This is a genomic window from Loktanella gaetbuli, assembly GCF_020531945.1.
GTDB lineage: Bacteria > Pseudomonadota > Alphaproteobacteria > Rhodobacterales > Rhodobacteraceae > Loktanella > Loktanella gaetbuli.
Map to the genome: position 1 here is coordinate 216,672 of NZ_JAJATZ010000004.1, position 23,516 is coordinate 240,187.

30 protein-coding genes and 1 tRNA gene are annotated in these 23,516 nt (G+C 62.3%); 11 read left to right on the forward strand and 20 right to left on the reverse strand.

The annotated features are described in order from the left end of the window. Window positions 1-25: 25 nt before the first annotated feature. A complete protein-coding gene (locus LGQ03_RS10470) occupies window positions 26-1,408 on the reverse strand; it encodes an aminotransferase family protein (RefSeq protein WP_226748351.1) in 1,383 nt (460 codons plus the stop codon). 295 nt (window positions 1,409-1,703) lie between these two features. On the opposite strand from LGQ03_RS10470, the gene LGQ03_RS10475 reads away from it, so the two are divergent. Genes LGQ03_RS10475 through LGQ03_RS10485 form a run of 3 tightly spaced genes read left to right on the forward strand, consistent with a single transcriptional unit; the run spans window position 1,704 to window position 2,531 of the window. After that, window positions 1,704-1,889, forward strand: coding sequence for a hypothetical protein (locus LGQ03_RS10475; protein ID WP_226748352.1), 186 nt, complete (start codon window positions 1,704-1,706; stop codon window positions 1,887-1,889). Next, window positions 1,890-2,234, forward strand: coding sequence for an NYN domain-containing protein (locus LGQ03_RS10480; RefSeq protein ID WP_226748353.1), 345 nt, complete (start codon window positions 1,890-1,892; stop codon window positions 2,232-2,234). Between the two features lie 18 nt (window positions 2,235-2,252). Further along, a complete protein-coding gene (locus LGQ03_RS10485; protein ID WP_226748354.1) occupies window positions 2,253-2,531 on the forward strand; it encodes a GlsB/YeaQ/YmgE family stress response membrane protein in 279 nt (92 codons plus the stop codon). Here LGQ03_RS10485 and LGQ03_RS10490 read toward each other — a convergent pair. Beyond that, complete coding sequence (locus tag LGQ03_RS10490; protein ID WP_226748355.1) at window positions 2,528-2,962, reverse strand: excinuclease ABC subunit B; 435 nt, start codon at window positions 2,960-2,962, stop codon at window positions 2,528-2,530. The genes LGQ03_RS10485 and LGQ03_RS10490 overlap by 4 nt on opposite strands. After that, complete coding sequence (gene uvrB / locus LGQ03_RS10495; protein WP_090159000.1) at window positions 2,959-5,169, reverse strand: excinuclease ABC subunit UvrB; 2,211 nt, start codon at window positions 5,167-5,169, stop codon at window positions 2,959-2,961. The genes LGQ03_RS10490 and uvrB overlap by 4 nt, the downstream gene beginning before the upstream one ends. A 140-nt stretch (window positions 5,170-5,309) precedes the next feature. Here uvrB and LGQ03_RS10500 point away from each other — a divergent pair, with 140 nt between their 5' ends. From LGQ03_RS10500 to LGQ03_RS10525, 6 genes are all read left to right on the forward strand, one after another. Continuing rightward, the gene (locus LGQ03_RS10500) at window positions 5,310-5,621 is read left to right on the forward strand and encodes an ETC complex I subunit (RefSeq protein WP_056036649.1); all 312 of its coding nucleotides are present in this window, start codon (window positions 5,310-5,312) and stop codon (window positions 5,619-5,621) included. Between the two features lie 214 nt (window positions 5,622-5,835). Further along, window positions 5,836-6,369, forward strand: a complete 534-nt coding sequence (locus LGQ03_RS10505; RefSeq protein WP_090158998.1) for a CAP domain-containing protein — start codon at window positions 5,836-5,838, stop codon at window positions 6,367-6,369. Between the two features lie 189 nt (window positions 6,370-6,558). Beyond that, on the forward strand, window positions 6,559-7,071 hold the full coding sequence (locus LGQ03_RS10510) for a CAP domain-containing protein (RefSeq protein WP_090158997.1): 513 nt from the start codon (window positions 6,559-6,561) through the stop codon (window positions 7,069-7,071). Between the two features lie 97 nt (window positions 7,072-7,168). Beyond that, a tRNA-Arg gene (locus LGQ03_RS10515) sits at window positions 7,169-7,245 on the forward strand. 124 nt (window positions 7,246-7,369) lie between these two features. Continuing rightward, window positions 7,370-8,242, forward strand: coding sequence for a DMT family transporter (locus tag LGQ03_RS10520; protein WP_226748356.1), 873 nt, complete (start codon window positions 7,370-7,372; stop codon window positions 8,240-8,242). Window positions 8,243-8,308: 66 nt separating this feature from the next. After that, on the forward strand, window positions 8,309-8,704 hold the full coding sequence (locus tag LGQ03_RS10525; protein WP_226748357.1) for a (R)-mandelonitrile lyase: 396 nt from the start codon (window positions 8,309-8,311) through the stop codon (window positions 8,702-8,704). Here the strand turns inward: LGQ03_RS10525 and LGQ03_RS10530 are convergent. The 12 genes from LGQ03_RS10530 to LGQ03_RS10580 form a co-directional block, all read right to left on the reverse strand. After that, a complete protein-coding gene (locus LGQ03_RS10530; RefSeq protein ID WP_090158995.1) occupies window positions 8,701-9,645 on the reverse strand; it encodes a phosphatidate cytidylyltransferase in 945 nt (314 codons plus the stop codon). The genes LGQ03_RS10525 and LGQ03_RS10530 overlap by 4 nt on opposite strands. After that, window positions 9,642-10,295: a lysophospholipid acyltransferase family protein gene (locus tag LGQ03_RS10535; protein ID WP_226748358.1), complete on the reverse strand. Its 654-nt coding sequence runs from the start codon at window positions 10,293-10,295 to the stop codon at window positions 9,642-9,644. Before LGQ03_RS10535 ends, LGQ03_RS10530 begins: the two co-directional genes overlap by 4 nt. Before the next feature lie 83 nt (window positions 10,296-10,378). Continuing rightward, on the reverse strand, window positions 10,379-10,657 hold the full coding sequence (locus LGQ03_RS10540) for a hypothetical protein (protein ID WP_226748359.1): 279 nt from the start codon (window positions 10,655-10,657) through the stop codon (window positions 10,379-10,381). Between the two features lie 24 nt (window positions 10,658-10,681). Beyond that, the gene (locus LGQ03_RS10545; protein WP_319004482.1) at window positions 10,682-11,194 is read right to left on the reverse strand and encodes a PspA/IM30 family protein; all 513 of its coding nucleotides are present in this window, start codon (window positions 11,192-11,194) and stop codon (window positions 10,682-10,684) included. A gap of 9 nt (window positions 11,195-11,203) precedes the next feature. Next, window positions 11,204-11,359 carry a hypothetical protein gene (locus LGQ03_RS16720; RefSeq protein WP_319004483.1) on the reverse strand — a complete coding sequence of 52 codons (156 nt, stop codon included), beginning with the start codon at window positions 11,357-11,359 and terminating at the stop codon, window positions 11,204-11,206. A gap of 89 nt (window positions 11,360-11,448) precedes the next feature. Then, window positions 11,449-12,039: a TetR/AcrR family transcriptional regulator gene (locus tag LGQ03_RS10550; RefSeq protein ID WP_226748360.1), complete on the reverse strand. Its 591-nt coding sequence runs from the start codon at window positions 12,037-12,039 to the stop codon at window positions 11,449-11,451. Window positions 12,040-12,105: 66 nt separating this feature from the next. Then, entirely contained in the window at window positions 12,106-13,332 is a 1,227-nt protein-coding gene (locus tag LGQ03_RS10555) for a mandelate racemase/muconate lactonizing enzyme family protein (RefSeq protein WP_226748474.1), read from the reverse strand. A 45-nt stretch (window positions 13,333-13,377) separates the two neighbouring features. Further along, window positions 13,378-14,460 (reverse strand): zinc-binding dehydrogenase, encoded by a 1,083-nt coding sequence (locus LGQ03_RS10560; RefSeq protein WP_226748361.1) that lies wholly within the window; start codon window positions 14,458-14,460, stop codon window positions 13,378-13,380. A 20-nt stretch (window positions 14,461-14,480) separates the two neighbouring features. Next, window positions 14,481-15,683, reverse strand: a complete 1,203-nt coding sequence (locus LGQ03_RS10565; RefSeq protein ID WP_226748362.1) for a TCR/Tet family MFS transporter — start codon at window positions 15,681-15,683, stop codon at window positions 14,481-14,483. Continuing rightward, entirely contained in the window at window positions 15,684-16,475 is a 792-nt protein-coding gene (gene pcaD / locus LGQ03_RS10570) for a 3-oxoadipate enol-lactonase (protein WP_226748363.1), read from the reverse strand. Further along, window positions 16,472-17,434 (reverse strand): threonine ammonia-lyase, encoded by a 963-nt coding sequence (locus LGQ03_RS10575; protein WP_226748364.1) that lies wholly within the window; start codon window positions 17,432-17,434, stop codon window positions 16,472-16,474. The genes pcaD and LGQ03_RS10575 overlap by 4 nt, the downstream gene beginning before the upstream one ends. Next, window positions 17,431-18,243: an alpha/beta fold hydrolase gene (locus LGQ03_RS10580; RefSeq protein WP_226748365.1), complete on the reverse strand. Its 813-nt coding sequence runs from the start codon at window positions 18,241-18,243 to the stop codon at window positions 17,431-17,433. The genes LGQ03_RS10575 and LGQ03_RS10580 overlap by 4 nt, the downstream gene beginning before the upstream one ends. A 126-nt stretch (window positions 18,244-18,369) precedes the next feature. On the opposite strand from LGQ03_RS10580, the gene LGQ03_RS10585 reads away from it, so the two are divergent. Then, complete coding sequence (locus tag LGQ03_RS10585) at window positions 18,370-18,804, forward strand: FKBP-type peptidyl-prolyl cis-trans isomerase (RefSeq protein ID WP_090158984.1); 435 nt, start codon at window positions 18,370-18,372, stop codon at window positions 18,802-18,804. A gap of 38 nt (window positions 18,805-18,842) precedes the next feature. Here the strand turns inward: LGQ03_RS10585 and LGQ03_RS10590 are convergent, their stop codons facing one another. The 5 genes from LGQ03_RS10590 to fabA all read right to left on the reverse strand — a co-directional run bounded on the left by LGQ03_RS10590 (window position 18,843) and on the right by fabA (window position 22,926). After that, complete coding sequence (locus LGQ03_RS10590) at window positions 18,843-19,628, reverse strand: enoyl-ACP reductase FabI (RefSeq protein WP_056038211.1); 786 nt, start codon at window positions 19,626-19,628, stop codon at window positions 18,843-18,845. A 4-nt stretch (window positions 19,629-19,632) separates the two neighbouring features. Further along, the gene (gene fabB, locus LGQ03_RS10595) at window positions 19,633-20,862 is read right to left on the reverse strand and encodes a beta-ketoacyl-ACP synthase I (protein WP_226748366.1); all 1,230 of its coding nucleotides are present in this window, start codon (window positions 20,860-20,862) and stop codon (window positions 19,633-19,635) included. Window positions 20,863-20,936: 74 nt separating this feature from the next. Further along, on the reverse strand, window positions 20,937-21,638 hold the full coding sequence (gene ubiG, locus LGQ03_RS10600; protein ID WP_226748367.1) for a bifunctional 2-polyprenyl-6-hydroxyphenol methylase/3-demethylubiquinol 3-O-methyltransferase UbiG: 702 nt from the start codon (window positions 21,636-21,638) through the stop codon (window positions 20,937-20,939). After that, a complete protein-coding gene (locus tag LGQ03_RS10605) occupies window positions 21,625-22,374 on the reverse strand; it encodes a methyltransferase family protein (protein ID WP_226748368.1) in 750 nt (249 codons plus the stop codon). The genes ubiG and LGQ03_RS10605 overlap by 14 nt, the downstream gene beginning before the upstream one ends. 42 nt (window positions 22,375-22,416) lie before the next feature. Continuing rightward, a complete protein-coding gene (gene fabA / locus LGQ03_RS10610; protein ID WP_226748369.1) occupies window positions 22,417-22,926 on the reverse strand; it encodes a bifunctional 3-hydroxydecanoyl-ACP dehydratase/trans-2-decenoyl-ACP isomerase in 510 nt (169 codons plus the stop codon). A gap of 142 nt (window positions 22,927-23,068) precedes the next feature. Between fabA and irrA the strand changes: the two genes are divergently transcribed. Beyond that, window positions 23,069-23,503 (forward strand): iron response transcriptional regulator IrrA, encoded by a 435-nt coding sequence (gene irrA, locus LGQ03_RS10615; protein ID WP_056038227.1) that lies wholly within the window; start codon window positions 23,069-23,071, stop codon window positions 23,501-23,503. The last annotated feature ends 13 nt before the right edge of the window (window positions 23,504-23,516 follow it).

Consider the following 23,516-nt stretch of genomic DNA (forward strand, 5'->3'; position numbering starts at 1 on the left):
GGATATTTTCAACCAGAAGAAGATGTCAGCCCAGCACGCGGGTGATCGCCCCGCTGACCGCATTGCAGATCTGGTCGATGTCGTCGCGGGTCGCGATCAGTGCGGGTGCAAACAGCAACGTGTTGTTGAACCCCGGCACCGACCGGTTGGTGGCCCCGATGATGACCCCCTGCGCCATGCAATCGGCCACGATCGCGCCGACCTGTTTTTCATTGACCGGATCCTTGGTGTCGCGGTCGGTTACCAGCTCTGCCCCCGCAAACAGACCCAGGCCACGCACGTCGCCGATGACCGGGTGGCGGTCCATCAGGGCGTTCAGACTGTCCTTGAGATAGGCACCGACCCGGGTGGAGTTTTCCAGCAGGTTTTCCTCTTCGATGATGGCCATGTTCTCGATCGCGGCGGTCGGTCCCGCCGTGCAGCCGCCAAAGGTCGAAATGTCACGGAAATATCCCAGGTGATCGCTGTCGTCCTTGAACATGGAAAACACCTTTTCCGTGGTCACGCAGCACGAAATCGCGGCATAGCCGGAGGCAACGCCCTTGGCCATCGTCACGATGTCGGGTTTGACCCCGTATTGCTGATAGCCGAACCAGGCTCCGGTGCGGCCCAGGCCGCAGACGACCTCGTCGATGTGCAGCAGGATGTCGTATTTGGCGCAGATTTCCTGCACCCGTTCCCAGTAGCCGCGCGGCGGCGTGATGATGCCGCCGCCTGCGGTGATCGGTTCCAGGCACAGTGCGCCCACGGTGTCCGGACCTTCACGCAGAATGACCTCTTCGATCGCATTGGCGGCACGTTCGCCGTAGGCCTCGCCGGACCAGCCGTCCTGGGCGCGGTATTCCAGACAATGCGGCACGGCGACAAAACCGGGCACAAAGGGGCCGTAGTGGGCATTGCGTTCCGCCTGCCCACCAGCCGACAGGTTGGCAATGGTCGTGCCGTGGTAGTCGCGTTCGCGGTACAGGATCTTGTGTTTTTTGCCGCCGTGATGCTTGTGCGCGATCTGGCGCACCATCTTGAAAGCCTTCTCGTTCGCCTCGGACCCCGAGTTGGCGTAATAAACCCGGCTCATGCCCGGCATCTTGTCGATCAGCGCCTCGGCGAACTGGGCACCGGGGATCGTGCCGGACGCACCCGCAAAGAAACACATCTTGGTCAATTGTGCGGCCACCGCATCCGCGATCCGTTTGCGCCCGTAGCCCACATTCACGGTCCAGACGGCACCGGACACGGCGTCCAGATGTTCCTTGCCCTTGATGTCCCAGACGCGCAGGCCGCGGCCCTCGACGATGATGCGCGGGTCCACGGTTTCAAATGGTTTGTGCTGGATGAGGTGGTGCCAGACATGGGCGCGGTCGGCCTCGACGATGGCAGAGGGATCGTTGTTCATAGAATGCAGTGTCATGGCGCGCGCTCCGTCCGGGGTGGTTCGGCGGGGCGCGGCTGTGGCGTCCCGTCGATCGGCCTAGTGACAGCGGTTTGGCGGGATCAGTCAAGACCCGTTTGCTGCGTCATGAATGCGGGGTATCGAAATTTATGCGACCTGCGCGGGCACCGTTCAACCTGCGTCATCCGGGTCGCCCTCTGTCGAACGAAACCGGCCCGCGAAAAAATCCGTGCCCGCGCCCGTTTCAGGGCTTGGGTTGCGATCTTGTGATTGCTAAACGCGTGACACGCTGCGGTTGAATAAGATGTCCGTCATGACAGATGCTCAGGTTCTCACGCTGTTTGGCTTGTTCCTGTTGGGGCTGCTTGCGACACTGCTGGTGGTGCGGGCCCTGCGCGGCGCGCGGGGTGCCGGGGATCACGACGCACTGCCCGCCGGGCCAGAGGCGACAGTCATCGTCGACGGGTCGAACGTGATGCATTGGGGTGGCGATCCGTAGTTGGCGGTCCTGCTGCGGGTGCTGGATGCGCTGCGTGACCTGGGACATGTGCCTGCGGTCGTGTTCGACGCCAATGTGGGCTACAAGTTGTTCGACAGGTTCCACGGCCATGACGCCATGGCCCGCGCGCTGGAAATGCCGGAACGTCTGATCCTGGTCGTTGACCGTGGTGACGTGGCCGACACCGCCATTCTGGCGGTCGCGGACGAGGCGAACCTGCCTGTCGTGTCCAACGACCGTTTCAGAGAGTGGTCCGTGCAATACCCTTGGGTCAAAAAGAAGGGCCGTATCTTGCGCGGGGCCTATGATAATGGTGCAGTCACCTGGACGCATCCGCGTCGGTAACGCGAGGGAAAGCAACCCATGGAAACATTTCTGGACGTCGTCGGGGCACTGGCCCTGATCCTGCTGGCGCTGATCGGCGTCGTGTCCGGCCTGATCGCGGCTGTCATCACCGGCGGCAGCAAGGCGAAATACGTCATTGCAGGCGTGCTGGGGGCGGTTGCGTTTCCGTTCATCCTTGCAGCCCTGGGCGTGACGGCACTGGCCGGTGCCGGGCTGGTGCTGATCCTGTTCACCGGCGTGGTCGGGGCTGTCATTCTGGTGGTGCTGGTCAAGGCGCTGTTTGGCCGCAAATCCTAGGACAGCTGCGGGGCAGGGCAGTTTCGGAACGCGGCCACGGCCTCGGCGGCACCTGCAAGGGGGATCGTCATGGTCTGTTCCCCAGACCGGACCTGTGCCACGTCGTTGAATTGCAACCCGTCCAGCACATTGCCAAACCCCGTATCGGTCACGGTCAGGCGCGTGTCGTTGTCCGACAGAAAATGACGGTCGGTTGAAATCTGGAACGGTCGTGCGCCAATGAATGCCATGGTCAGCCGGTCAGACGGCACCCAGTGATCCGTCACAAGCGTCAGCATCATGGCATATTCCCCCGTGGCAGGATCATAGGTCACGGTGATGCTTCCGTCCCCGGTCGGCTGGATCATCTTGCAGATGGGGTCAGCCTTGAACGTCCAGGCCGCTGCCGATTGCGCCGCGCAGGTGAGAAGGATTGCGGCAAGGCGCCTCACCGCTTTTTCCCGCCATAGCGTGATTTGCCGCCGCGCATCCCGCCGCGACCACCCGTCGAGCGGCCAGACTTTGCGCTGCTTTCCTCGACCGCCTTGTCCACGGCCTGTTGCCGCGCGAGGGGATCGTCGGCGATGGCCAGTTCCACCGCTTCCAGCCGTTTCAGCTCGTCGCGCAGGCGGGCGGCCTCTTCAAATTCGAGGTTTTCGGCGGCCTTGCGCATGTCGGTGCGCAGCCCGTCCAGCACGGCCTTCATGTTGGACCCCTGACGCTCGACCTTGGCGGTGACGCGGTTCATGTCCACGTCGCCCTTGTAGAGGCCCGCCAGAATGTCCTCGACGTTCTTTTTCACCGTCGTGGGCGTGATCCCGTGTTCCTCGTTATAGGCAAGCTGTTTGGTGCGGCGGCGTTCGGTTTCGCCCATCGCGCGTTCCATGCTGCCGGTGATGCGGTCAGCGTACATGATGACGCGGCCTTCGGCGTTGCGCGCGGCGCGGCCGATGGTCTGAACAAGGGACGTCTCGGAGCGCAGGAAACCCTCCTTGTCGGCGTCGAGGATCGCCACCAGCCCGCATTCGGGAATATCCAGACCCTCGCGCAGCAGGTTGATCCCGATCAGCACGTCGAAGGCACCAAGACGCAGATCACGCAGGATCTCGATCCGTTCGATGGTGTCGATGTCCGAGTGCATGTAGCGCACGCGGATGCCCTGTTCGTGCATGTATTCCGTCAGGTCCTCGGCCATGCGCTTGGTCAGCGTGGTGCACAACGTCCGGTATCCGTCGGCGGCGACCTTGCGGACCTCGTCCAGCAGGTCGTCGACCTGCATTTCCACAGGACGGATTTCGATTTTCGGGTCGATCAGGCCGGTGGGGCGGATGATCTGTTCGGAAAACACGCCGCCGGTCTGTTCCAGCTCCCACGCGGCGGGGGTGGCGGACACGAACACCGACTGCGGGCGCATCGCGTCCCATTCCTCGAATTTCAGGGGGCGGTTGTCCATGCAGGACGGCAGGCGGAACCCGTGTTCGGCCAGCGTCATCTTGCGTCTGAAGTCGCCTTTGTACATCCCGCCGATCTGCGGCACGCTGACGTGGGATTCGTCTGCGAAAACAATCGCATTGTCGGGAATGAATTCGAACAGGGTGGGGGGCGGCTCGCCCGGTGCGCGGCCCGTCAGATAGCGGGAATAGTTTTCGATCCCGTTGCAGACGCCCGTGGCCTCGAGCATTTCCAGATCGAAGTTGGTGCGCTGTTCCAGTCGCTGCGCCTCCAACAGCTTGCCGTCTGCCACGAGCTGGTCGAGCCGCATCCGCAGCTCTTTCTTGATGCCGATGATGGCCTGCTGCATCGTCGGTTTCGGTGTGACGTAGTGGCTGTTTGCGTAAACGCGGATTTTCGGGAAGGTGCCGGTTTTTTCGCCCGTCAGCGGGTCGAACTCGGTGATCGCCTCCAGCTCTTCGCCAAAGAACGACAGTTTCCACGCGCGATCATCAAGGTGCGCAGGCCAGATTTCCAGCGAATCGCCACGCACCCGGAAACAGCCACGCTGGAACCCTGCATCATTGCGACGGTATTGCTGGGCGATCAGGTCGGCCATGATCTTGCGCTGGTCATAGGATTTTCCGACGTGGATATCCTGCGTCATCGCGCCATAAGTTTCCACAGACCCGATACCGTAGATGCAGGACACCGAGGCCACGATGATCACATCGTCGCGTTCCAGCAGCGCCCGGGTAGCCGAATGGCGCATCCGGTCGATCTGTTCGTTGATCTGTGATTCCTTCTCGATGTAGGTGTCGGACCGGGCGACATAGGCCTCTGGCTGGTAGTAATCGTAGTAGCTGACGAAATATTCGACTGCGTTTTCGGGAAAGAATCCCTTGAATTCGCCGTAAAGCTGGGCCGCCAGCGTCTTGTTCGGCGCAAGGATGATCGCGGGGCGCTGTGTTTCCTCGATGATCTTGGCCATGGTGAACGTCTTGCCGGTGCCGGTCGCCCCCAGCAGCACCTGATCGCGTTCACCGTCGCGCACGCCTTGCGACAATTCGCGGATCGCGGTGGGTTGGTCGCCCGCTGGGTCGAATTCGGTCACCAGCTTGAACTGCTTGCCGCCTTCCATCTTTTCGCGCTCGCGCACGTTGGGGGCGGGATTTGACAGATAGGCTGCGTCTGCCAGCTCTCTTTTGTCGGTCTGGGCGTAGGCCATGGGCGATCCTTCGTCTGTCGGGCAGGACCTTATAAATGCGTCTATTCACCCATGGTTCAACCCCAGAGGCAATCGTCCGGTTTTCCTTGCAAAAAACGACCCGATTCTGGATAAGACGCGCAGCGATCAAGGAGTATCCCATGCAAGCCCGTATCTATCGTCCCGCCCGCACCGCGATGTCGTCCGGCACGGCCAAGACACGGACCTGGGTGCTGGATTTCGTCGATGCCAGCGCCCGCGAAATCGACCCGCTGATGGGGTGGACATCGTCCAGCGATACCCAAAGCCAGGTGCGCCTGACCTTTGCGACCAAGCAAGAGGCAATCGATTATGCCAAGGATAACGGGATCGACGCAGTCGTCACGGAACCCCAGACCCGCAAGATGAACGTGCGCGCAGGTGGTTACGGTGAAAACTTTGCCACCAACCGTCGCGGTGCCTGGACCCACTGAGGGCAGTTCTGTGGTTAGGCGCTGAACACCCGCATGATAGGCTGCAAAACAGGCCATCTATTGCAAATTTGCGCAAACTTGCGCGCGTTTTTCCGCCAGTGACCAAAGTCGGGCATCCTGTGGCCTTATTTTTGGCCCGCACGTTGGGTTAAATTCGTCCCAATTCAATGCTGGCGTGCCGCAGGCCTGCCGGCCGATCAGTGAGGGACGAGAAATGAAACGCATTTTGTGTGCCACGGCATGTGTGGCGATGACGGCCTGTGGTGGCGGCGGCAGCGGCGGTGGATCGGGTGTCGTCGTTACGCCGGATAAAGTCGACACGCTGGTCGCGTCGCGCACATCAACATCGGGTAGGCCGGCAACCTCGGCGCAGGATGCGAATTTTGGCCGTTTGCTGAACGACTACCGCCTGGCCTCTGGCGTGGGGGCGGTGCAGTTCGACAGCCGCCTGAACCGCGCGGCCCAGAAACACACCGAAGACATGGTCAAACGCGGATATTTCAGCCACCAGTCCCCCGAGGGCACGGATGTCGGCCAGCGTGTCCGCGCCGAAGGCTATGACTACAGTTTCGTTGCGGAAAACATCGCCTGGCGCCAGCAATCCGATGCCGAAGTGTTCAAGGACTGGAAAAATTCGCCATCCCATGACCGCGCCATGAAGGACGGTCGAGCCGAGGATTTCGGCTTGGGTGTGGCTGGAACGGGCAACGACGTCAAATGGGCGCTGATTGTCGGCGCCGAGAAATAAACGACCTCTTTACCTTGTGATGCGTTTTTGCGCCCGCAGTCCCTGCTGCGGGCGTTTTTCATCGCGTTTCTCAATCCCTGATTAAGTGCTGCGTGCGATCCCCTTGATGGATCGAAACACATAGTCGCATGCGCAGAAAAACGGCCTTGGCCGACTGGCGGATTGCGACCCTGGACAAAGGATGGCGCAATGCGGGCAGGGATGGTTGCGATAATGCTGGCGATGCTGGTCGGATGCGGATCGGGTGGCGGCGGAGAGGTGAAATCCGATGTGATCGTGGATCGCGTGGACCGTGAACCCCTGTCCGGCCCCATCACCTCGCCGCGCGATGCCACATTTGGCAAGCTTCTGAACTCTTATCGCCTCGCTTCGGGGGCGGGATCGGTTCAGTTCGACAGCCGACTGAATGCAGCGGCCCAGAAACACGCGCAGGATATGGTCGACCAGAACTATTTTGCGCACCGTGGCCGAGACGGGCGCACTGTGGGGGATCGCGTGCGCGCCGAAGGCTATGACTTTCGCTTTGTGGGCGAGGCGCTTGGCGCGCGCCAACAGACCGAGGCGCAGGTCATGACCGATTGGCAAAATTCGCCGACCCACGACGCTGTCCTGACTGACCGCCGAGCCGAGGATTTCGGCCTGGGCGTCGCGGGATCGGGAACATCAACCAAATGGGCCTTGGTTGTGGGGGCGGAAAAATAGGACAGGTGGCACGATGGCCAGGTCTGCATCCGACCCACCCCGCGCGCCCTGCACAGCAGGTTGCGGACGGGAATGCGAAACGGTATCAGAACCGCATGGTCCCGTAGCTCAACTGGATAGAGCACCTGACTTCTAATCAGGATGTTGGGGGTTCGAGTCCTCCCGGGATCGCCAAGTCGCCTGGGGCTTGGCGTGTCGACCGCAAGATTTGCACCGAAAATCTGACCACCACTCTGCATCCTGCGCAGCACGACCGATTGCATTGGTCGCATGTGAAGCATATCCGGCGGGAATGTTCATGTCTGGTCAGATTGCGCGCGCCACCTTGATCGTCGTCCTGTCGGGCGCGATCTGGGGGTTTTACTGGCTGCCCGTCAGGATGTTGTCGGATGCCGGGCTGGGCGGGGCCTGGGGGACGCTGGCGATCACAGTCTCTGCGTTGCTGGTGCTGGCACCAGCGGCCTGGCGTGCGCGATCTGACCTGCGCCGGGCGTCGCCGCTGGCGCTGGTCTCGATCGGCCTGGGCGGTTTGGCCTTTGCGCTGTATTCTATCGGGTTCAACTACGGTCGCGTGGCAATCATCATCTTGCTGTTCTTTCTGACCCCGGTCTGGAGCGTTCTGATCACGCGTTTCGTGCTGGGTTGGCACACACCGATGCTGCGGATTGTGGCCATCGGCTTGGGTCTTGGCGGATTGTGCGTGATGCTCAGCGCGGACGGGCAATGGCCTGTTCCGCGTGGTATCGGTGAATGGATGGCACTGGCCGCGGGGATATTGTGGTCGCTGGCGACGACGGGAATGCGCACCGCATCGCAAATTGCGCCCGCGCCAGCAGCCTTTGTCTTTGCGCTGGGGGCGGTCATTGCCTCGGTCCTCATGGCACCATCTTTGTCCCCTTGGCCAACCGCCCCGGTCCCGGGTGTCACGATCATCGTGGCGCTGGGCACGGGGGCGTTGTGGTGGGGACTGTCCACCGCCTGTCTGATGTGGGCCACGGTCCGTCTGGACCCGACCCGCGTCGGTATCCTGTTGATGGCAGAGGTTCTGATCGGTGCGGCCTCTGCCGCCCTTTTGGCCGGTGAGGCGCTTGCCCCGCTGGAACTTGTAGGTGGCGCGCTGGTGCTGTTTGCCGGTGTGTGCGAGGTCTGGCCCGTGCGGCAGCGGGTGTGATGCCTGTTGGGCGGGGGCGCATCTGCGGCTAGGGTATGACGGAACGCCCATGACCCGAGGACTCTCATGCAGATCAATGCCGTTGCAACGCTGGATGTCGCACCCGCCAATCCGGATTATTTTACAGGCGGTGTCGCGATCCGTCGCATGTTCCAGGCCCAGGGGGACAGCCGTCTGTCAGGGCTTCAGGTGACATTTCAACCCAGGGCGCGGACCGCTTGGCACACCCATCCTGTCGGCCAGACCCTGATCGTGACCGAAGGTGCAGGGCGCGTGCAGGTTCGGGGCGGTGCAGTGATCACGGTGGTCGCGGGCGACATCGTGCGTTTCGCCGCCGGCGAGGAACATTGGCACGGGGCAGCCCCCGATGTGTCCATGACCCATCTCGCCCTGCAAGAAGAGGTCGATGGATCTGCGGCCGATTGGCTGGATCATGTGACCGACGCGGAATACGACGGTTAGGTCGCCCAGATATACCGGGTCAGGTGATAGAACACCGGTGCGGCAAACAGCACCGAATCCAGCTGGTTCAGAACACCACCCTGACCGGGGATCAGATGCGACCAATCCTGCACGCCGCGGTCACGTTTGATCGCGGCAAAGACCAGATGACCCATCATGCCGAAAAGCGATGCGGCGGCAGCCATCCCGGCGGCACCCAAAACGCCAAAGGGCGTGATCCAGTGCAGAGCCGCACCGATTGCCGCAGCACTCAGCAGACCGGCGATCATGCCTTCGCGGGTTTTGGGTGACAGTTCGGGCGCGATGCGATGTTTGCCGATCCGCCGCCCGAACCAGTATTCCAGCAGGTCACCGAATTGCACGACAAGGATCAGGAACGCGATCAGCAGCACGTTGCTGTCGCCCATCTGCGCGATATCAAGCGACAGCAAGGCGGGCACGTGCGACAGGCAAAACACGCAGATCATCAGCGCCCATTGGGTTTCGGCCACACGGATCAGAAACCGCGCAGGTTGACCGCGCAAGGCGGATACCACCGGCAGCACCAGAAAGGCATAGACCGGGATGAACACGGTGAACATGCCATGCCAGCCCATCCAGACGAACAGATATTGCAACGGCAGCACCGCAAAGAACGCCAAGGCCAGCGACAGGTGATCTGCCCGCGCCTTGGTCGTCAGGGTCAGAAACTCGCGCAGGGCTGCAAAAGACGCGAAAAATGACAGCAGCACCGCGCCAAATTGCCCGGCCATCAGGGCGATGGCGACCAGTGCAACGATGGTCCACCAGCTTTGCACGCGGGTCTGGTAGGTATCCAGCACCGGGTTTGCCTGACCTGCAGGAAGACGTGCGCGCAGCACCTCGCCCAGGATCGTCAGCGCGACCAAGATGCCGCAGACGCCCAAGGACAACAGGGCCAGGTTCATCGTGGTCTGGGTCATGCCGGGTCCTCCGGGCGCAGGTCAGCCAGCGCATGCGCCGCGCGCGCCAGAAATGCCTCGCGGGTCTCGTCCTCGGCCACGTGGACGGGCGCGCCGAATGTGACGGTGCAGATCAGGGGCAGGGGGATGACCTCTCCCTTGGGCATGATGGTGTTCAGATTGGCGACCCAGGTCGGCACCAGATCCACATCGGGCCGGGCCTTGGCAATGTTGTACAGCCCCGATTTGAAGGGCAGCAGTGGGTCGTCGGTCATGTTGCGCTTGCCTTCGGGAAAGATGATCAGTGACGATCCCTCGTCGAGGGCGGCCAGGATCTTGTCCATCGGATTGTCGTTCACCTCGGGCCGGCGGTCGATCAGCACGCCGCGAAACACGTCGCGCCCGCAAAACGCGCGCAGGCGGTTTTTCAGCCAGTAGTCCGCCGCGGCGACGGGGCGTGTCTGGCGGCGCAGGGCTGCGGGCAGCACGGCCCAGATCATCGGCAGATCGCCATTGCTGGTGTGATTGGCGTAATAGACGCGCTGGACGGGTTCGGGTCCGACGCCACGCCAATCGGCACGTGCGGCGGTCACGAACAGCGCAAACAGGCGCAGCGCATGGCCTGCGATATTCGCGGCAAAAGAACGGGCAAGTGACGAGATCGATTTCATCGCGGAACCTTGGCGGGTGACAGACAACTTGAAAAGGGGTCACACCCCACCAGCGCGGCAGAGTGTGACCCGGATGTGCGGGCCTAGAGGTCCTTGTCGCTGACGTATTCGGACAGCAGGCGTTCATTGCGCGCCTCTTCCAGCCGCTGAATGCGATCCTCGGACAGGCGGTCGTCAAAGCGGTATTTGACGAAATTCACCAGCGCGAGTGTCAGCAGCAGAATGCCGATGCCCCAATAACCCTTGGTCGCCAGCGGAACATCGGGTGACAGCCAGAGTGACAGGCCAAGCATGCCGTAGGCCACAACCACGGCGATGCCGTTGAAAAACATGATGAGCGCGTTGTCGGAACGATTGTTCATTTTGGATAGTCCTTTGATCGGTGATTAGTCTTGGTTGGATGTCAGGCGTGCCAGCACGGCGGCGGGTGTCACGCGGTCTGCCGGGCCAAACCCCGCATCCGCCATGCGGTCGGTCAGTCCGTCATGGGACAGTTCGGCGTTCAACTCTTGCAGGATCTCGTGTTTCTCGAACGGGTCTGACTGTTCCAGAACCCGCGTGATCAGTTCCTCGGCCGCATCGGCCCCGGTGTCGCCTGTCTGCTGGTGCAGGCGCATCTGGATATCCTGTTCTTTCTTGACCGCACGGGCCTGGGCCGCGCCCTGGCGCAGGTCTATCAATCGGCGGTGGCCTGTTTCGACACTGGCGCGCAACCGCAGGACGCGCTGATCCAGCGTCGCACAGGTCTGGGCCCGGTCCGCCGCCTCGTTTTCCATCTGCGCAATGGCAGATGCAGCCTCGCGCGCCATATCGTCGTGGCCTGCCGCCAGCGCCTGCCGCGCACGGCGGGTCAGATCGCTGATGCGTCCGTTGAGCTGCGTCAGTGCCGCATCCGCCATGCGCTGGCGCTAGATCAGACTTGCCAGGGTCGCCTTGGCAGCCCTGAGTCGGGCCTCTGCGGTCCGGATGTTCTGGTCGATCAATTCAATCGCAAACGTATCGCGCAGGCGGGTTTCTGCGCGTGCGTTGCTCGCGGACAGAAGGGTCGTCAAGGTCTTGAACATGCGATCTCTCCATTCTTGAACGGTGTTCACGAAAAGAGTTAGATCAAATTTGAACGTCGTTCAAGAATAAAAATGAACGCCGTTCATTTTTATTCCGAGGTCACGTTGCGCAGCAGGACCGCAATCATCCGCTCGATATGGTCCATCGGCACGGCCGAGATGCGCCGTTCCAGTCCCAGCAAAACCATGCCGTGCACCGAGGAAAACAAGGCGCGTGTCATCAGGTCGATCCTTGCATCCGACCAATCGGGAAACAGGTCACGCAGGGGGTCCGCAATTTTTGCGAACAAGGCACCGAGTTCTGCGAGATACCAGTCTGGCACGGGGCTGTCGGCCGTCATCGACAGATCGAACAACGCGCGCCAGCCCGGTTGATTCGTAGCGGCAAAATGCAGGTAGGCGGTCCCCATCGACACCAGCCGGTCCTGTGGCGTGCCGTCCATTGCCGTGCGGTCCTGAACGAATTGGCCCAGCCGACGAAAGGTTCGCGCGTTCACCGTCAGCACCAGCTGATCCAGATCGTCAAACACCGTATAGATGGCACCCACGGCACAGCCGGCATCCTGCGCAAGCGCGCGCGCCTTGAGCGCGTGCAGACCTTCGGTCGTGATGGTGCGTTCCGCGCTGGCAATCAGTCGGTCGCGCAGGTCCGCGCGGCGTTGTTCGGTTTTCGTGGCCATGTCGCATCCTTGGGTGAACGTGGTTCAGGGATACGCCACTGCGCTGCCGGTGGAAACCCGTCTGCCTCAATCGGCGGGTGCGCCACCTCCGAATCGATTGACCTCGTGATAGCTGACGGCGTCCTGTTGCATCTCCAGGTGCAATGCGGTGCCGGTGTAGGGATGGGCCCGCGCCAGCTCCTCGTCCACCTCGATCCCCAGACCGGGGGCGGTGGGCACGGGAATATAACCATCCTCTACCCGCAGGCTGTGTTTGATCAGGTCGAAATGGAACGGCGTTTCGATGGTCTCGGCCATCAGGATATTCGGGATGGCAGCAGCAAGTTGAATGTTCGCGGCCCATTCGATCGGACCGGCATAAAGGTGCGGCGCGATTTGCGCGTTATAGGCCTCTGCCAGCACGGCGATCTTGCGCGCCTCCCAGATGCCGCCGCAGCGCCCCAGCGCGGGTTGCAGGATCGTGGCGGCCCCGGACCGCAAGACGGGCGCGAATTCGGACCGGGTCGTCAGGCGTTCGCCCGTGGCAATGGGGATGCTGACCTTGGCTGCAACCTTGGACATCTCGTGGGTGTTGTCGGGTGGGATCGGTTCCTCGAACCACAGCGGCTGATAAGGGGCGATGGCCTGACCCAGCCTGATCGCACCACCGGTGGAAAACTGCCCGTGTGTGCCGAACAGCAGGTCGGCGCGGTCGCCCACGGCCTCGCGGATGGCGCGGCAGAACGCCACCGACAGCGAGATATCGTGCATCGACGGCATATGCCCGCCCCGGATCGTATAGGGACCGGCAGGGTCCAATTTCACCGCCGTATAACCTGCCGCGACCATGGCGGTGGCGGACTGGGCGGCCATATCCGGGCTGGACCAGAAATCGGGCAGGGCGTGGTCCGCCTGCGGATAAAGGTAGGTATAGGCGCGAATGCGGTCGTTCGTGCGCCCGCCGATCAGCGCATGAACAGGGCGGTCACGGTGCTTGCCTAGGATGTCCCAGCAGGCGATTTCCAGCCCGGACCAGGCGCCCAGCACCGTCAGATCAGGCCTTTGGGTAAAGCCCGCGGAATAGACCCGCCTGTACATCAGGTCGATATTTTCGGGGTTTTCCCTGGCCATGTGCCGGGCGAACACATCGGTGATGACGGCGCGCATGGCCTCGGGTCCGACGCTGCTGGCATAACATTCGCCCCAGCCGGTGATGCCCGTATCCGTCGTGACCTTGACCAGGATCCAATAGCGGCCGCCCCAGCCCGGGGCCGGTGGTGCCGTGACGATAATGTCGAGGTCAGCGAGTTTCATCATGCGTCCCTGTTTTGAGTATTTTTGGCAAGATGATGCAGAGCGTCAGTCAAAGACGATGACGTTGCGCTTGGCCGATCCGGTTTTGGTGTCGGCGATGGCCGCGTTGATCTGGTCCAGCGGCCAGGTTTGACTGACGAGCTCGTCCAGCTTCAGTCGTCCTTGTTCGTAGAGATCGACCATCCAGGGGATGTCGCGCGCGATGACGACGTCGCCCATTTTCGATCCGATCATGCCCTGACCTGTGGCTGCGAACATCACGGGTTCATAGGTGGATGTGGCCCCCGAATGGGGCATGCCGACCATGATGACCTTGCCGCCCATGCCGAGGTACTGGGCCGCCGTATCGAATGCCGGGATCGCACCAACGGTGATGATGACCGCATCGGCCCCTTTGCCCATCGCCTTTTTCGCGGCGCGCCAGGGTTTGTCGTCGGTGGCCAGCACGCCGTCCGTCGCGCCGAATTCCTTTGCAATGGCCAGCTTTTCCGGGGTCATGTCGACGGCGACGATCCGGCGCGCACCAGCGATCCGCGCGCCCTGGATTGCGTTCAGACCGACGCCGCCTGCGCCGATCACGACCACGTCCTGACCCGCCCGCAGGTTTGCCGCGTTGACCACGGCGCCCACGCCGGTGATGACGCCACAGGCCAGCAGGGATGCGGCGACAGGATCGATATCGGGGGAAATCCTGACCACCTGGCTGGGGTCAACGACCACACGTTCGGCAAAGGCCCCGGCGTTCATCGCCTGCACGATTGGCGCACCATCCAGCGTTGTCAGTGGCGTCTGAAAGGCTGGCGGTGTGCCGCACAGCACCGGCATGCCCGACCCACAGGTGGCACAGGATCCACAGGCGCGGATCAAGGTCACGACGACGCTGTCACCCAGTACAAGCCCGCGCACCCCGTCACCGACAGCCGTGATCTGACCCGCTGCTTCGTGACCGTAGATCGCGGGCAGGGTGCCACCCCAGGCACCTTCGGCATAGTGAATGTCGGAGTGACAGATCGCGCAGGCCTTGAGCGTGACCTCCACTTCGCCGGGTCCGGGCGGGCGGATGTGCACCGTTTCCACCGAAAGCGGTGTGTTGTGGGCATGGCTGACAGCAGCTTTGATCGGGGTCATGGGCGGCTCCTTTGTGGGGATCATGCCGCGCGGGCGCGTGGCGTGGCAAGAACGATGGCAACGCAGATCAGCGTAAGGCCAGCGGCGAGCAGAAAGGGTGCGCCGGGCAGGTAGATCGCGGCCCCCGGCACGGTGAATGCATAAAACGTCTGGGTCATCGCCAGCGGCCCGATGATCGTGGCGACCGCATGGGTGCTGGTCAGCACGCCCTGCAATTCGCCTTGCTGGTTGTCGGCGGCCCTGCGCGACATGATCCCTTGCAACGCCGGGCCGGCGATGGACCCGATCGCCGTAAACGGGGTCAGTGCCAATGCGATCCAGCCGTTGCTGACGAACCCCAGGGCCACAAAGGCCGCGATGTCGACGCCAAGGCCCAACAGCACGGTGCCACGTTCCCCGAACCGCCGGATTGCTGGCCCGACAAGGAAACCTTGGACGACAGCAATACCAATGCCGAACAGGCCCAGCGACAGGCCAACCATACCCGGCCCCCAGCCAAAGCGTTCGGTGCCGAAATAGGCCCAGACGGCCGGATAGACATAAAAGGCGACGCCATAGACAAAAATCACCACCAACAGCCGCCCCACGCCGGGCAATGCACCGATGTGCCGGAATGCCCCCACGGGATTGGCCCTGCGCCAGCTGAACGGGCGCCGGATCCGGTCGGTGACGGTCTCTGGCAGGACAAAATACCCAAAGACGAAATTCAGCCCCGCCAGCGCCGCCGCTGCATAGAACGGTGCGCGGGTTCCGAATTCGGCCAGGAGCCCGCCGATCAGCGGCCCCAACACAAACCCCACGCCAAAGGCTGCGCCGATCAGACCGAAATTGGCTGCTTTTTCCTCTGGCTTGCTGATGTCGGCCATATAGGCCCCGGCGGTAGATTGCGTGGCTGCGGTGATGCCGCCGATGATGCGCCCGATGACAAGCAGCGCCATCGTATGCGCCACTGCCATCAGAACATAGTCCAGCGCCATGACGGCGAGTGCGACCAGCAACACCGGCCTGCGGCCCCAGCGGTCCGACAGCGCGCCCAAAAGCGGGCCGAACAGGAACTGCATGACCGCAAAGATCGACGCCAGCATCCCGCCCCATAACGCTGCACGCGCGACTCCGGCCCCTTCGATCGACTGGATCAGGTCGGGCATGACGGGCAGGATCAGCCCGATCCCCATCGCGTCGATCACGACGGTGACGAGGATGAAAACGACGGGCAGGCGCACCTAGATCGTGCCGGTGCGGGTCAGAAACCCGGCCAACAGGTCGACGTATTCCTGCGGTTGTTCGACACAGGGCAAGTGGCCTGCACGACGGATGATGTGAAAATCCGATCCCGGGATCAGATCAACGGTTTCACGCACCAGATCGGGCGGGGTTGATCCGTCATCAGACCCTGCGATCCCCATGGTCGGCAGGCGCAGACCAGAGGTCGGCGTGATGAAATCCGTCCCCGCAATGGCGCCGCAAACCCCGGCATAGCCCTCTGGGTCGGTATTCAGCAGCATGTCCTTCCACGGCGCGACGGCCGGCGATTTGCGAAAGGCTGGCCCGAACCAGCGTTCCATGATGCCGTCAGCCAATGCCGCCATGCCCTGCGACCGCACGGCTGCAATCCGGTCATTCCACAGCTTGGGCGTGCCCAGCTTGGCCCCCGTGTTCGACAGCACCATCGCACGCACGATGTCCATGCGCTTCACGGCGAGGCCCTGAGCGATCATGCCCCCCACGGACAACCCGACAAAGACGCAGTCGCGCACCGCGAGTGCGTCGCAAACCGCCTCTGCATCCGCGATCAGCGCGCCCATGCTGTAGGGGGCGGGCGGCACATCTGACGCGCCGTGCCCGCGCTTGTCCCAACGGATATAGCGCGGTCCGGCGGGCAGCAGGTCCATGATCGGGTCCCACAGATGCAGATTCGTGCCCAGCGAATTGGCAAAAACCACCGTGGGCGCATCAGGGCCCTGCGCCCCGTCGACCTGCACATTCAGGCGCACACCGTTGTTTTCAACCATCATGTCAGCGTCTCCAATGCGCGTGTGAACATGGCCTGATCGACGTTTCCGCCCGTGGCAACGGCGATCACCGTGTCGGCCTTTGACTGTGTCAGCGCCGCGGCCATGGCCGCTGCACCGCCCGGTTCTACTACGATCCGCAACCGCTGGAACGCTTGCGCCATCGCGTGCAGGCAATCGTCGTCGCTGACGACATAGCCCGGCCCGCACAATCGCTGCATGATGGGAAAGGTCAGATCCCCCGGCGCAGGTGTCACGATGGCATCACAGATCGACCCGGTCTGGCTGGGATTGCGCTGGATTTCGTCCGATGACAGGCTCCGCGCCACATCGTCGAACCCCTGCGGTTCGCAGGGATGGACCCGCATCCCGGGCGCGCGCGCCTCCAGTGCGAGGGCCACGCCCGAGGTCAGCCCGCCGCCGCCGCAACACACCAGAACCTCGGCATCGGTGACACCCAACTCTGCCGCCTGTACCGCAATTTCCAGACCCACCGTGCCTTGTCCGGCAATGACCTGCGGGTCGTCATAGGGGCGGACCAGCGTCAGACCACGCTCTTGGGCCAGGGCCGCGCCGATGTCCTCACGGCTTTCGGTTTCTCGGTCATACAGCACCACCTCGCCACCCAGAGCACGCGTGTTCGCGATTTTCACGGCGGGGGCATTCGACGGCATGACGATGACAGCAGGTGCGCCGTGCATCCGTGCGGCCAGTGCCACGCCCTGCGCGTGGTTGCCCGACGAAAAGGCGATGACACCCGACTTGCGCTGGGCATCGGTCAAGGCCGACAGCGCGGACCAGGCACCGCGAAATTTGAAACTGCCGGTGTGTTGCAGACATTCAGCCTTGATCAGGATACGCCGCCCGGTCAGTTCGTCCAGAAACGGTGACGACAGCAGGGGGGTGCGCCGCGCGTGACCGTTCAGGCGGTCTGCAGCGGCATCAATCATGTCGATATTCATGTCATCGCTCCCAGCCAGCGGTGCAGCGCCTCCAGCGATTCATCCTCGTCCAGGAACGGGATATGCGCCCGGTCCGGCACGGTCGCCACGATGGCATCCGGCCGCCGGCGTTGCATTTCCGCGAGCGTTTCGGTGGTCAAGAGGTCCGAATTCGCACCCCGGATCACCGCCAGCGGTAGGCCAGCCATTGCATCGAACAGCGGCCACAGGTCCGGCGCGGGTTCGGACCCGTCGCCCAATGTCCCCGCAAGTGCCGGATCATAGCGCAGGTCCAGACCGTCATCGGTCTGTACATATTGCTGCCGCACCTCGGCCAGCCAACGGTCCATCGGCACATTCGCAAACCCCGGCAAGGTGGCGCGCAGGGCAGCCGCCTCTGCATAGGTTTTTTGCGCAGGCCGCTGACCCACATAGGCGCGGATCACGTTCAGGCCGGTTTCGGCGATCTCGGGTCCGATGTCGTTCAAGGCGATCCCCAGGACGCGATCCTTGGCGGTTGCTGCAAGGAACATGGCGATCATGCCTCCGCGTGATGTGCCCAGAAACGCGGCCTTGGGCAATGACAGGTGGTCCATCAGCGCCAGCACATCCGATGCCTCGACCGGGACGGTATAGGTTTCGGGTGCGGCCCAGTCGGATTGTCCGCGTCCCCGATAGTCCAGCCGGATCAGGCGACAATCCAGATGGGGGGCTGCGTGATCGAAATCCGTCGTGTTGCGCGTCAGACCGGGCAGGGCAATGACCGGGGTGCCTGCGCCCGCCTCTTCGAAATAGATCTGCGTGCCGTCGGCGGCTGCGAAAAATGGCATAGCGGATGTCCAGTTGCTGCGTCTTCGGCGCGACATTGCCACGGGGTTTCGCCAAAGGGAAACCCGTTTGCATCCCATGGCCGCCTTCGTTACCCACGTTGGGACTTTAAATTTATGAGGTATGATATGACACAAGTGAAATCAGGCGACACGGTCAAGATCCACTACACCGGCACCCTTTCGGACGGCACAGTGTTCGACAGTTCCGAAGGCCGCGAGCCGCTGGAATTTGCCGTTGGCTCTGGCCAGATCATCCCCGGCCTGGATGTGGCGATGCCCGGAATGACCGTTGGCGACGAGAAAAAGGTCGAAATTCCCTCCGATCAGGCCTACGGCCCGGTCAACCCAGAGGCCCGTCAGGACGTGCCGCGCGGGGATATCCCCGCTGAAATTCCGCTGGAAGAAGGTCTGCAACTGCAAATGCAGACACCCACAGGGCAGGCCGTGCCCGTCACTGTCGTGGGTCTGACCGACGATACCGTCACGCTGGACGCCAATCACCCGCTGGCTGGCAAGGACCTGACGTTCGACGTGAAACTGGTCGACGTGGTCCCGGCCTGATCATGCAGCAGGGCCGGGGATGACCCGGCCCTGACCGCCTACAGGTTTTCGCCCTGTGGCATCCCGAGGACATGATAGCCGCCGTCGACGCGGATGATTTCCCCGGTCGTGAATGCGCCGGCATCCGACGCCAGATAAACGGCAGTGCCGCCAACAGCCTCCAGCGTGGCATTGGATCGCAACGGCGCGTTTTCGCCCGTATGCTTGTAGGTCTTGCGCGCGCCGCCGATTGCGGCCCCGGCCAGCGTTTTCATCGGACCGGGACTGATCGCATTGACGCGGATCCCGTCCGGTCCCAGATCATTGGCCAGATAGCGGACCGCCGATTCCAGCGCCGCTTTGGCCACGCCCATCACGTTGTAGTTCGGGGTCACCGCGTTGCTGCCCTGATAGGTCAGCGTCATGAGGGAACCGCCATCGGGCATCAGTTCGGACGCACGTTTCGCCACATCAATGAACGAATAGCACGAGATCGTCAGCGAATTCTTGAAATTCGCGCGGCTGGTATTGATGAACCGGCCCGTCAGTTCCGATTTGTCTGAATAGGCGATAGCATGCACCACAAAATCGAGGCTGCCCCACTGATCTTTGATCATCTGGAACGCGGCATCCATGCTGTCTTCGTTCGTGACATCGACATCGACCATCAGGTTTGACCCGACGCTGGCCGCCAGCGGTTCCAGACGTTTGCCGAATGCCTCACCTTGGTAAGTAAACGCCAGTTCAGCACCTGCGTCCGCCATTGCCTTTGCGATGCCCCAGGCGATTGACCGTTCATTGGCCACCCCCATGACAAGCCCGCGTTTGCCCTGCATCCCGATCATCGGTTCAATCCTTCAGTTTCGACAGCAGCATCGATCCGTTGGTGCCGCCGAACCCGAATGAGTTCGTCATCACCGTGTCCAGCCCGGCATTGTCCACACGGGTGGTCGCAATTTCTTCGGGCTTGAGCGCTGGATCAAGGTTTTCGACGTTGATCGAGGGCGCGATGAAATCGTCCTGCAACATCAGCAGGCAATAGACAGCTTCTTGCGCACCGGTGGCACCCTGGCTGTGGCCCGTCATGGATTTTGTCGAACTGACCGGCGGCGTGCTGCCCTCGCCAAAGACGCGGCGCACGGCCTCGATTTCGCCCACGTCACCGACCGGCGTGCTGGTGCCATGCGCGTTGATATAGCTGATCTTGCGTCCCTCTGGCAGGGTTTTCAGCGCACCGCGCATGGCGCGTTCGCCGCCCTCGCCGCTGGGGGCCACCATGTCCGCCCCGTCAGATGTCGCGGCAAAACCCGTGACCTCGGCATAAATTTTCGCACCGCGCGCCTGCGCGGAGTCCAGTGTTTCCAGCACGACCATGGCACCGCCACCGGCGATCACGAAACCATCGCGGTCCGCATCGAACGCACGCGACGCCTTTTCCGGGGTGTCGTTATACTTGGACGACATCGCCCCCATCGCATCGAACAGGCACGACAGCGTCCAGTCGAGCTCCTCGCCGCCGCCTGCAAACATGATGTCCTGCGTGCCAAGGGCGACCTGCTGTGCAGCCATCCCGATGCAATGCAGGGACGTCGAACAGGCCGAGGTGATGGAGAAATTCATGCCCTTGATCTGATAGGCCGTCGCAAGGTTGGCGCTGACCGTGGATGACATGGTCTTGGGCACGGCGAATGGCCCGATCCGTTTCGTCGCACCCGTGTTCAGCACTGTCTGGTGCGCGGCCAGCATCGCACTGGTCGATGGCCCGCCCGATCCCGCGATCACGCCGGTCATCGGGTTCACCACCTGATCGTCCGACAGGCCTGCATCGGCTATCGCCTGACCCATCGCGATGTGGGCATAGGCAGCACCCGGCCCCATGAAACGCAGCGTGCGTTTGTCCACATGGTCGGCGACGTTCAGTTTCAGCGTGCCCGCGATCTGGCTACGGAACCCGTGTTCGGCCATCTCGGGGCTGGCCTCGATACCGGATTTGCCTGCCTTGAGGCTTTGCATGACTTCCTGGGCGTTGTTTCCGATCGGGGACACAATGCCCAGACCTGTGATGACGACACGACGCATGAGTGCTCTCCTCCGGTTATTGCCCCCTGTTTAAGAGACAGGTGGGAGAAGGGGCAACCACAAAGGCAGGCCGATCATGCTTTGTCCGCAACACCCATGTAGATCATTGTTTTCAGCGGCAGCGTGCCAAACACCGGGTCCAGCCTGCGGTTGACGCCGCGCGGGCCCAGTCCCGTCTCTGCCTTGCGCGTCAGCCCCGCAGTTTTCATCGCCGCATGCAACTCCGCCGGTTTGATGAACATCGCGGGATCATGCGTGCCTTTTGGCAACAATCGCAGCACGTCCTCTGCCATGATCACGACGGCCAGATGCGCAATCGGGTTACGGTTGATCGTATCGTAGCAGAACACACCACCGGGTTTCAGCACGCGGGCCACCTCGCACAACACCTGTTGCAGGTCGCTGACATGTTCCAGCACGTCGACACAGGCCACCGCGTCAAAGTGCGCGTCGGGATAGGGCAGGGCCTCGCCCACGCCGACGTCATAGGTAATCTGTCGCCCGCCTGCCTGTGCATGGTCGCGTGCGGCGGCAATCGCCTGTTCGGCCGGGTCGATCCCGGTCACGATGGCACCGCGGTCGTCCAGCGCCTCGGCCAGAAACCCACCGGCACAGCCCAGATCCAGCACAGCCTTGCCCTGCCAGTCCACATAGCGGTCGAAATACGACAGCCGCCCCGGCACCATGTTTTTCAGCGTCCGCACCCAGCGGATTTCGTCGGACCACCACTGGGCAGCGTGGCTGTCATAGATCGTCTGATCGTTACGCTTTGTCATCTTGGGACTTTCTGGGAAAGGGCAGCCAATAGGGCACGCGTTTCTGGAAATTGCGGAACCTGTCGCCATAGATATTGGTAAACCGCTTTTCCTTGTGCAGGGGGCCGATCACGCAATAGCCTGTCCAGACCACGGCCAACACCAACTGGTCGGGCGTGTAGGTCGGCATCGTCCACAGTGTCATGGCAAAGCCTGCATAGATCGGCTGGCGGATAATCCGGTACAGACCATGCGTCGGCATATCGGGAAATTTCGGGTCGCGCCCCCGTGCCATCGCAAACCAGCCCAGCATCCCCGATTGCAGCTGAAACCCGCTTTGCATGATCGCCAGCATCAGAAATCCCCATGATGCAGCGTAAAGCGCGCACATCACCCAGAACGCCACCCCCGTCGCCTGCCACAGAATGATCCCGCTGGGCGTCCAGAATGCAAAGAGAAGCGCAAGCTGGATCGCCGCGATCATTGCGAACAGTGTCGTTGACAGCCGCTTGTCCGGCCCCATTAGCGCCAGTAACTCGCGGCCCTTGCCAGTCAACAACAACGAATGGATCACCGGGAACTGCAGCAACAACACGAGATTGGCAAATGCAGCGAATGGCCAGGGCACCGCGCCCCAGCTGTGCGACAACCCGAAAAACAAATGATACATCATCAGGCCGACGCCGATGGCAAAACTGCCATGGCAAACGGCACCGAACATCAGGGCAAGTGTCAGGCGGCGGGTGTCAGCGTTCATATGTCCTAAACGCAAAACACCCCCGCAGGGTCCTGCGACATCTTAGCTTTCGGACAGGGCGACCTTCATGTCCTTGACCATGTAGATGACCTCGCCGTCAGCTTCGACGATGCCGTCGGCGACACCCATGGTCAGGCGACGGGTCTGGATCGCCTTGGTGAAATCAATCTTGTAGGTCAGCATCTTGCGGTCAGGACGCACCATGCCGGTCAGTTTGACCTCGCCCACACCCAGCGCATAGCCGCGCCCCTGCCAGCCGCGCCAGCCCAGGTTGAACCCCGTCAGCTGCCACAGACCATCCAGGCCCAGACAGCCGGGCATGATCGGATTGCCCGGAAAGTGGCAGTCGAAAAACCACAGGTCGGGTGTGATGTCGAATTCAGCGACCACATGCCCCTTGCCATGTGCACCGCCGTCCCCGGAAATGTCGGTGATCCTGTCCATCATCAGCATCGGCGGCGCGGGCAGCTGCGCGTTCCCGGGGCCGAACAATTCACCCCGCGCACATTTCAAAAGATCGTCGCGGTCGAAGGATGAGGGGAAATCGGCCATGGGCGTCCTTTGCAATGTTTCTCTGTGTTACAGGTGCGTGAACAGACCTATCACTGCGGCTCTGCAGCGTGCAAGTCAACGGGACCACGGCAGGGTGGAAAAGTCATTGAATAGCGGCACCGCGTTCCCATATAACGACGGTATGGCAGGATTTCCCGATATCACCCCCGTCCACGCGGAACGTGCTACGCAATGGCTGTCGCAGTCCAATGTGCGTCCCACCCGTCAGCGCGTCACACTGGCTGCCCTGTTGATGGGTGACGGCCGTGACCGCCATGTGACCGCCGAAACATTGTTCGAGGCCGCAAGCGCCGCCGACGGCAAGGTGTCGCTGGCGACCGTCTACAACACGCTGCGCGCGTTTTGCGATGCGGGCCTGTTGCGCGAAATCGTTGTTGACGGTGCCAAGAGCTATTTTGACACCGATCTGTGCGACCATCCGCATTTTTTCTGGGAAGATTCCGCCGAACTGACCGACGCCCCGCGCGAGTCGCTGGATATCCGCAATCTGCCTGCCGCCCCCGAGGGCACGCATGTGGTCGCTGTGGATGTGGTGTTGCGCCTGCGGCGCAGCTAGGCGGCGGACCGTT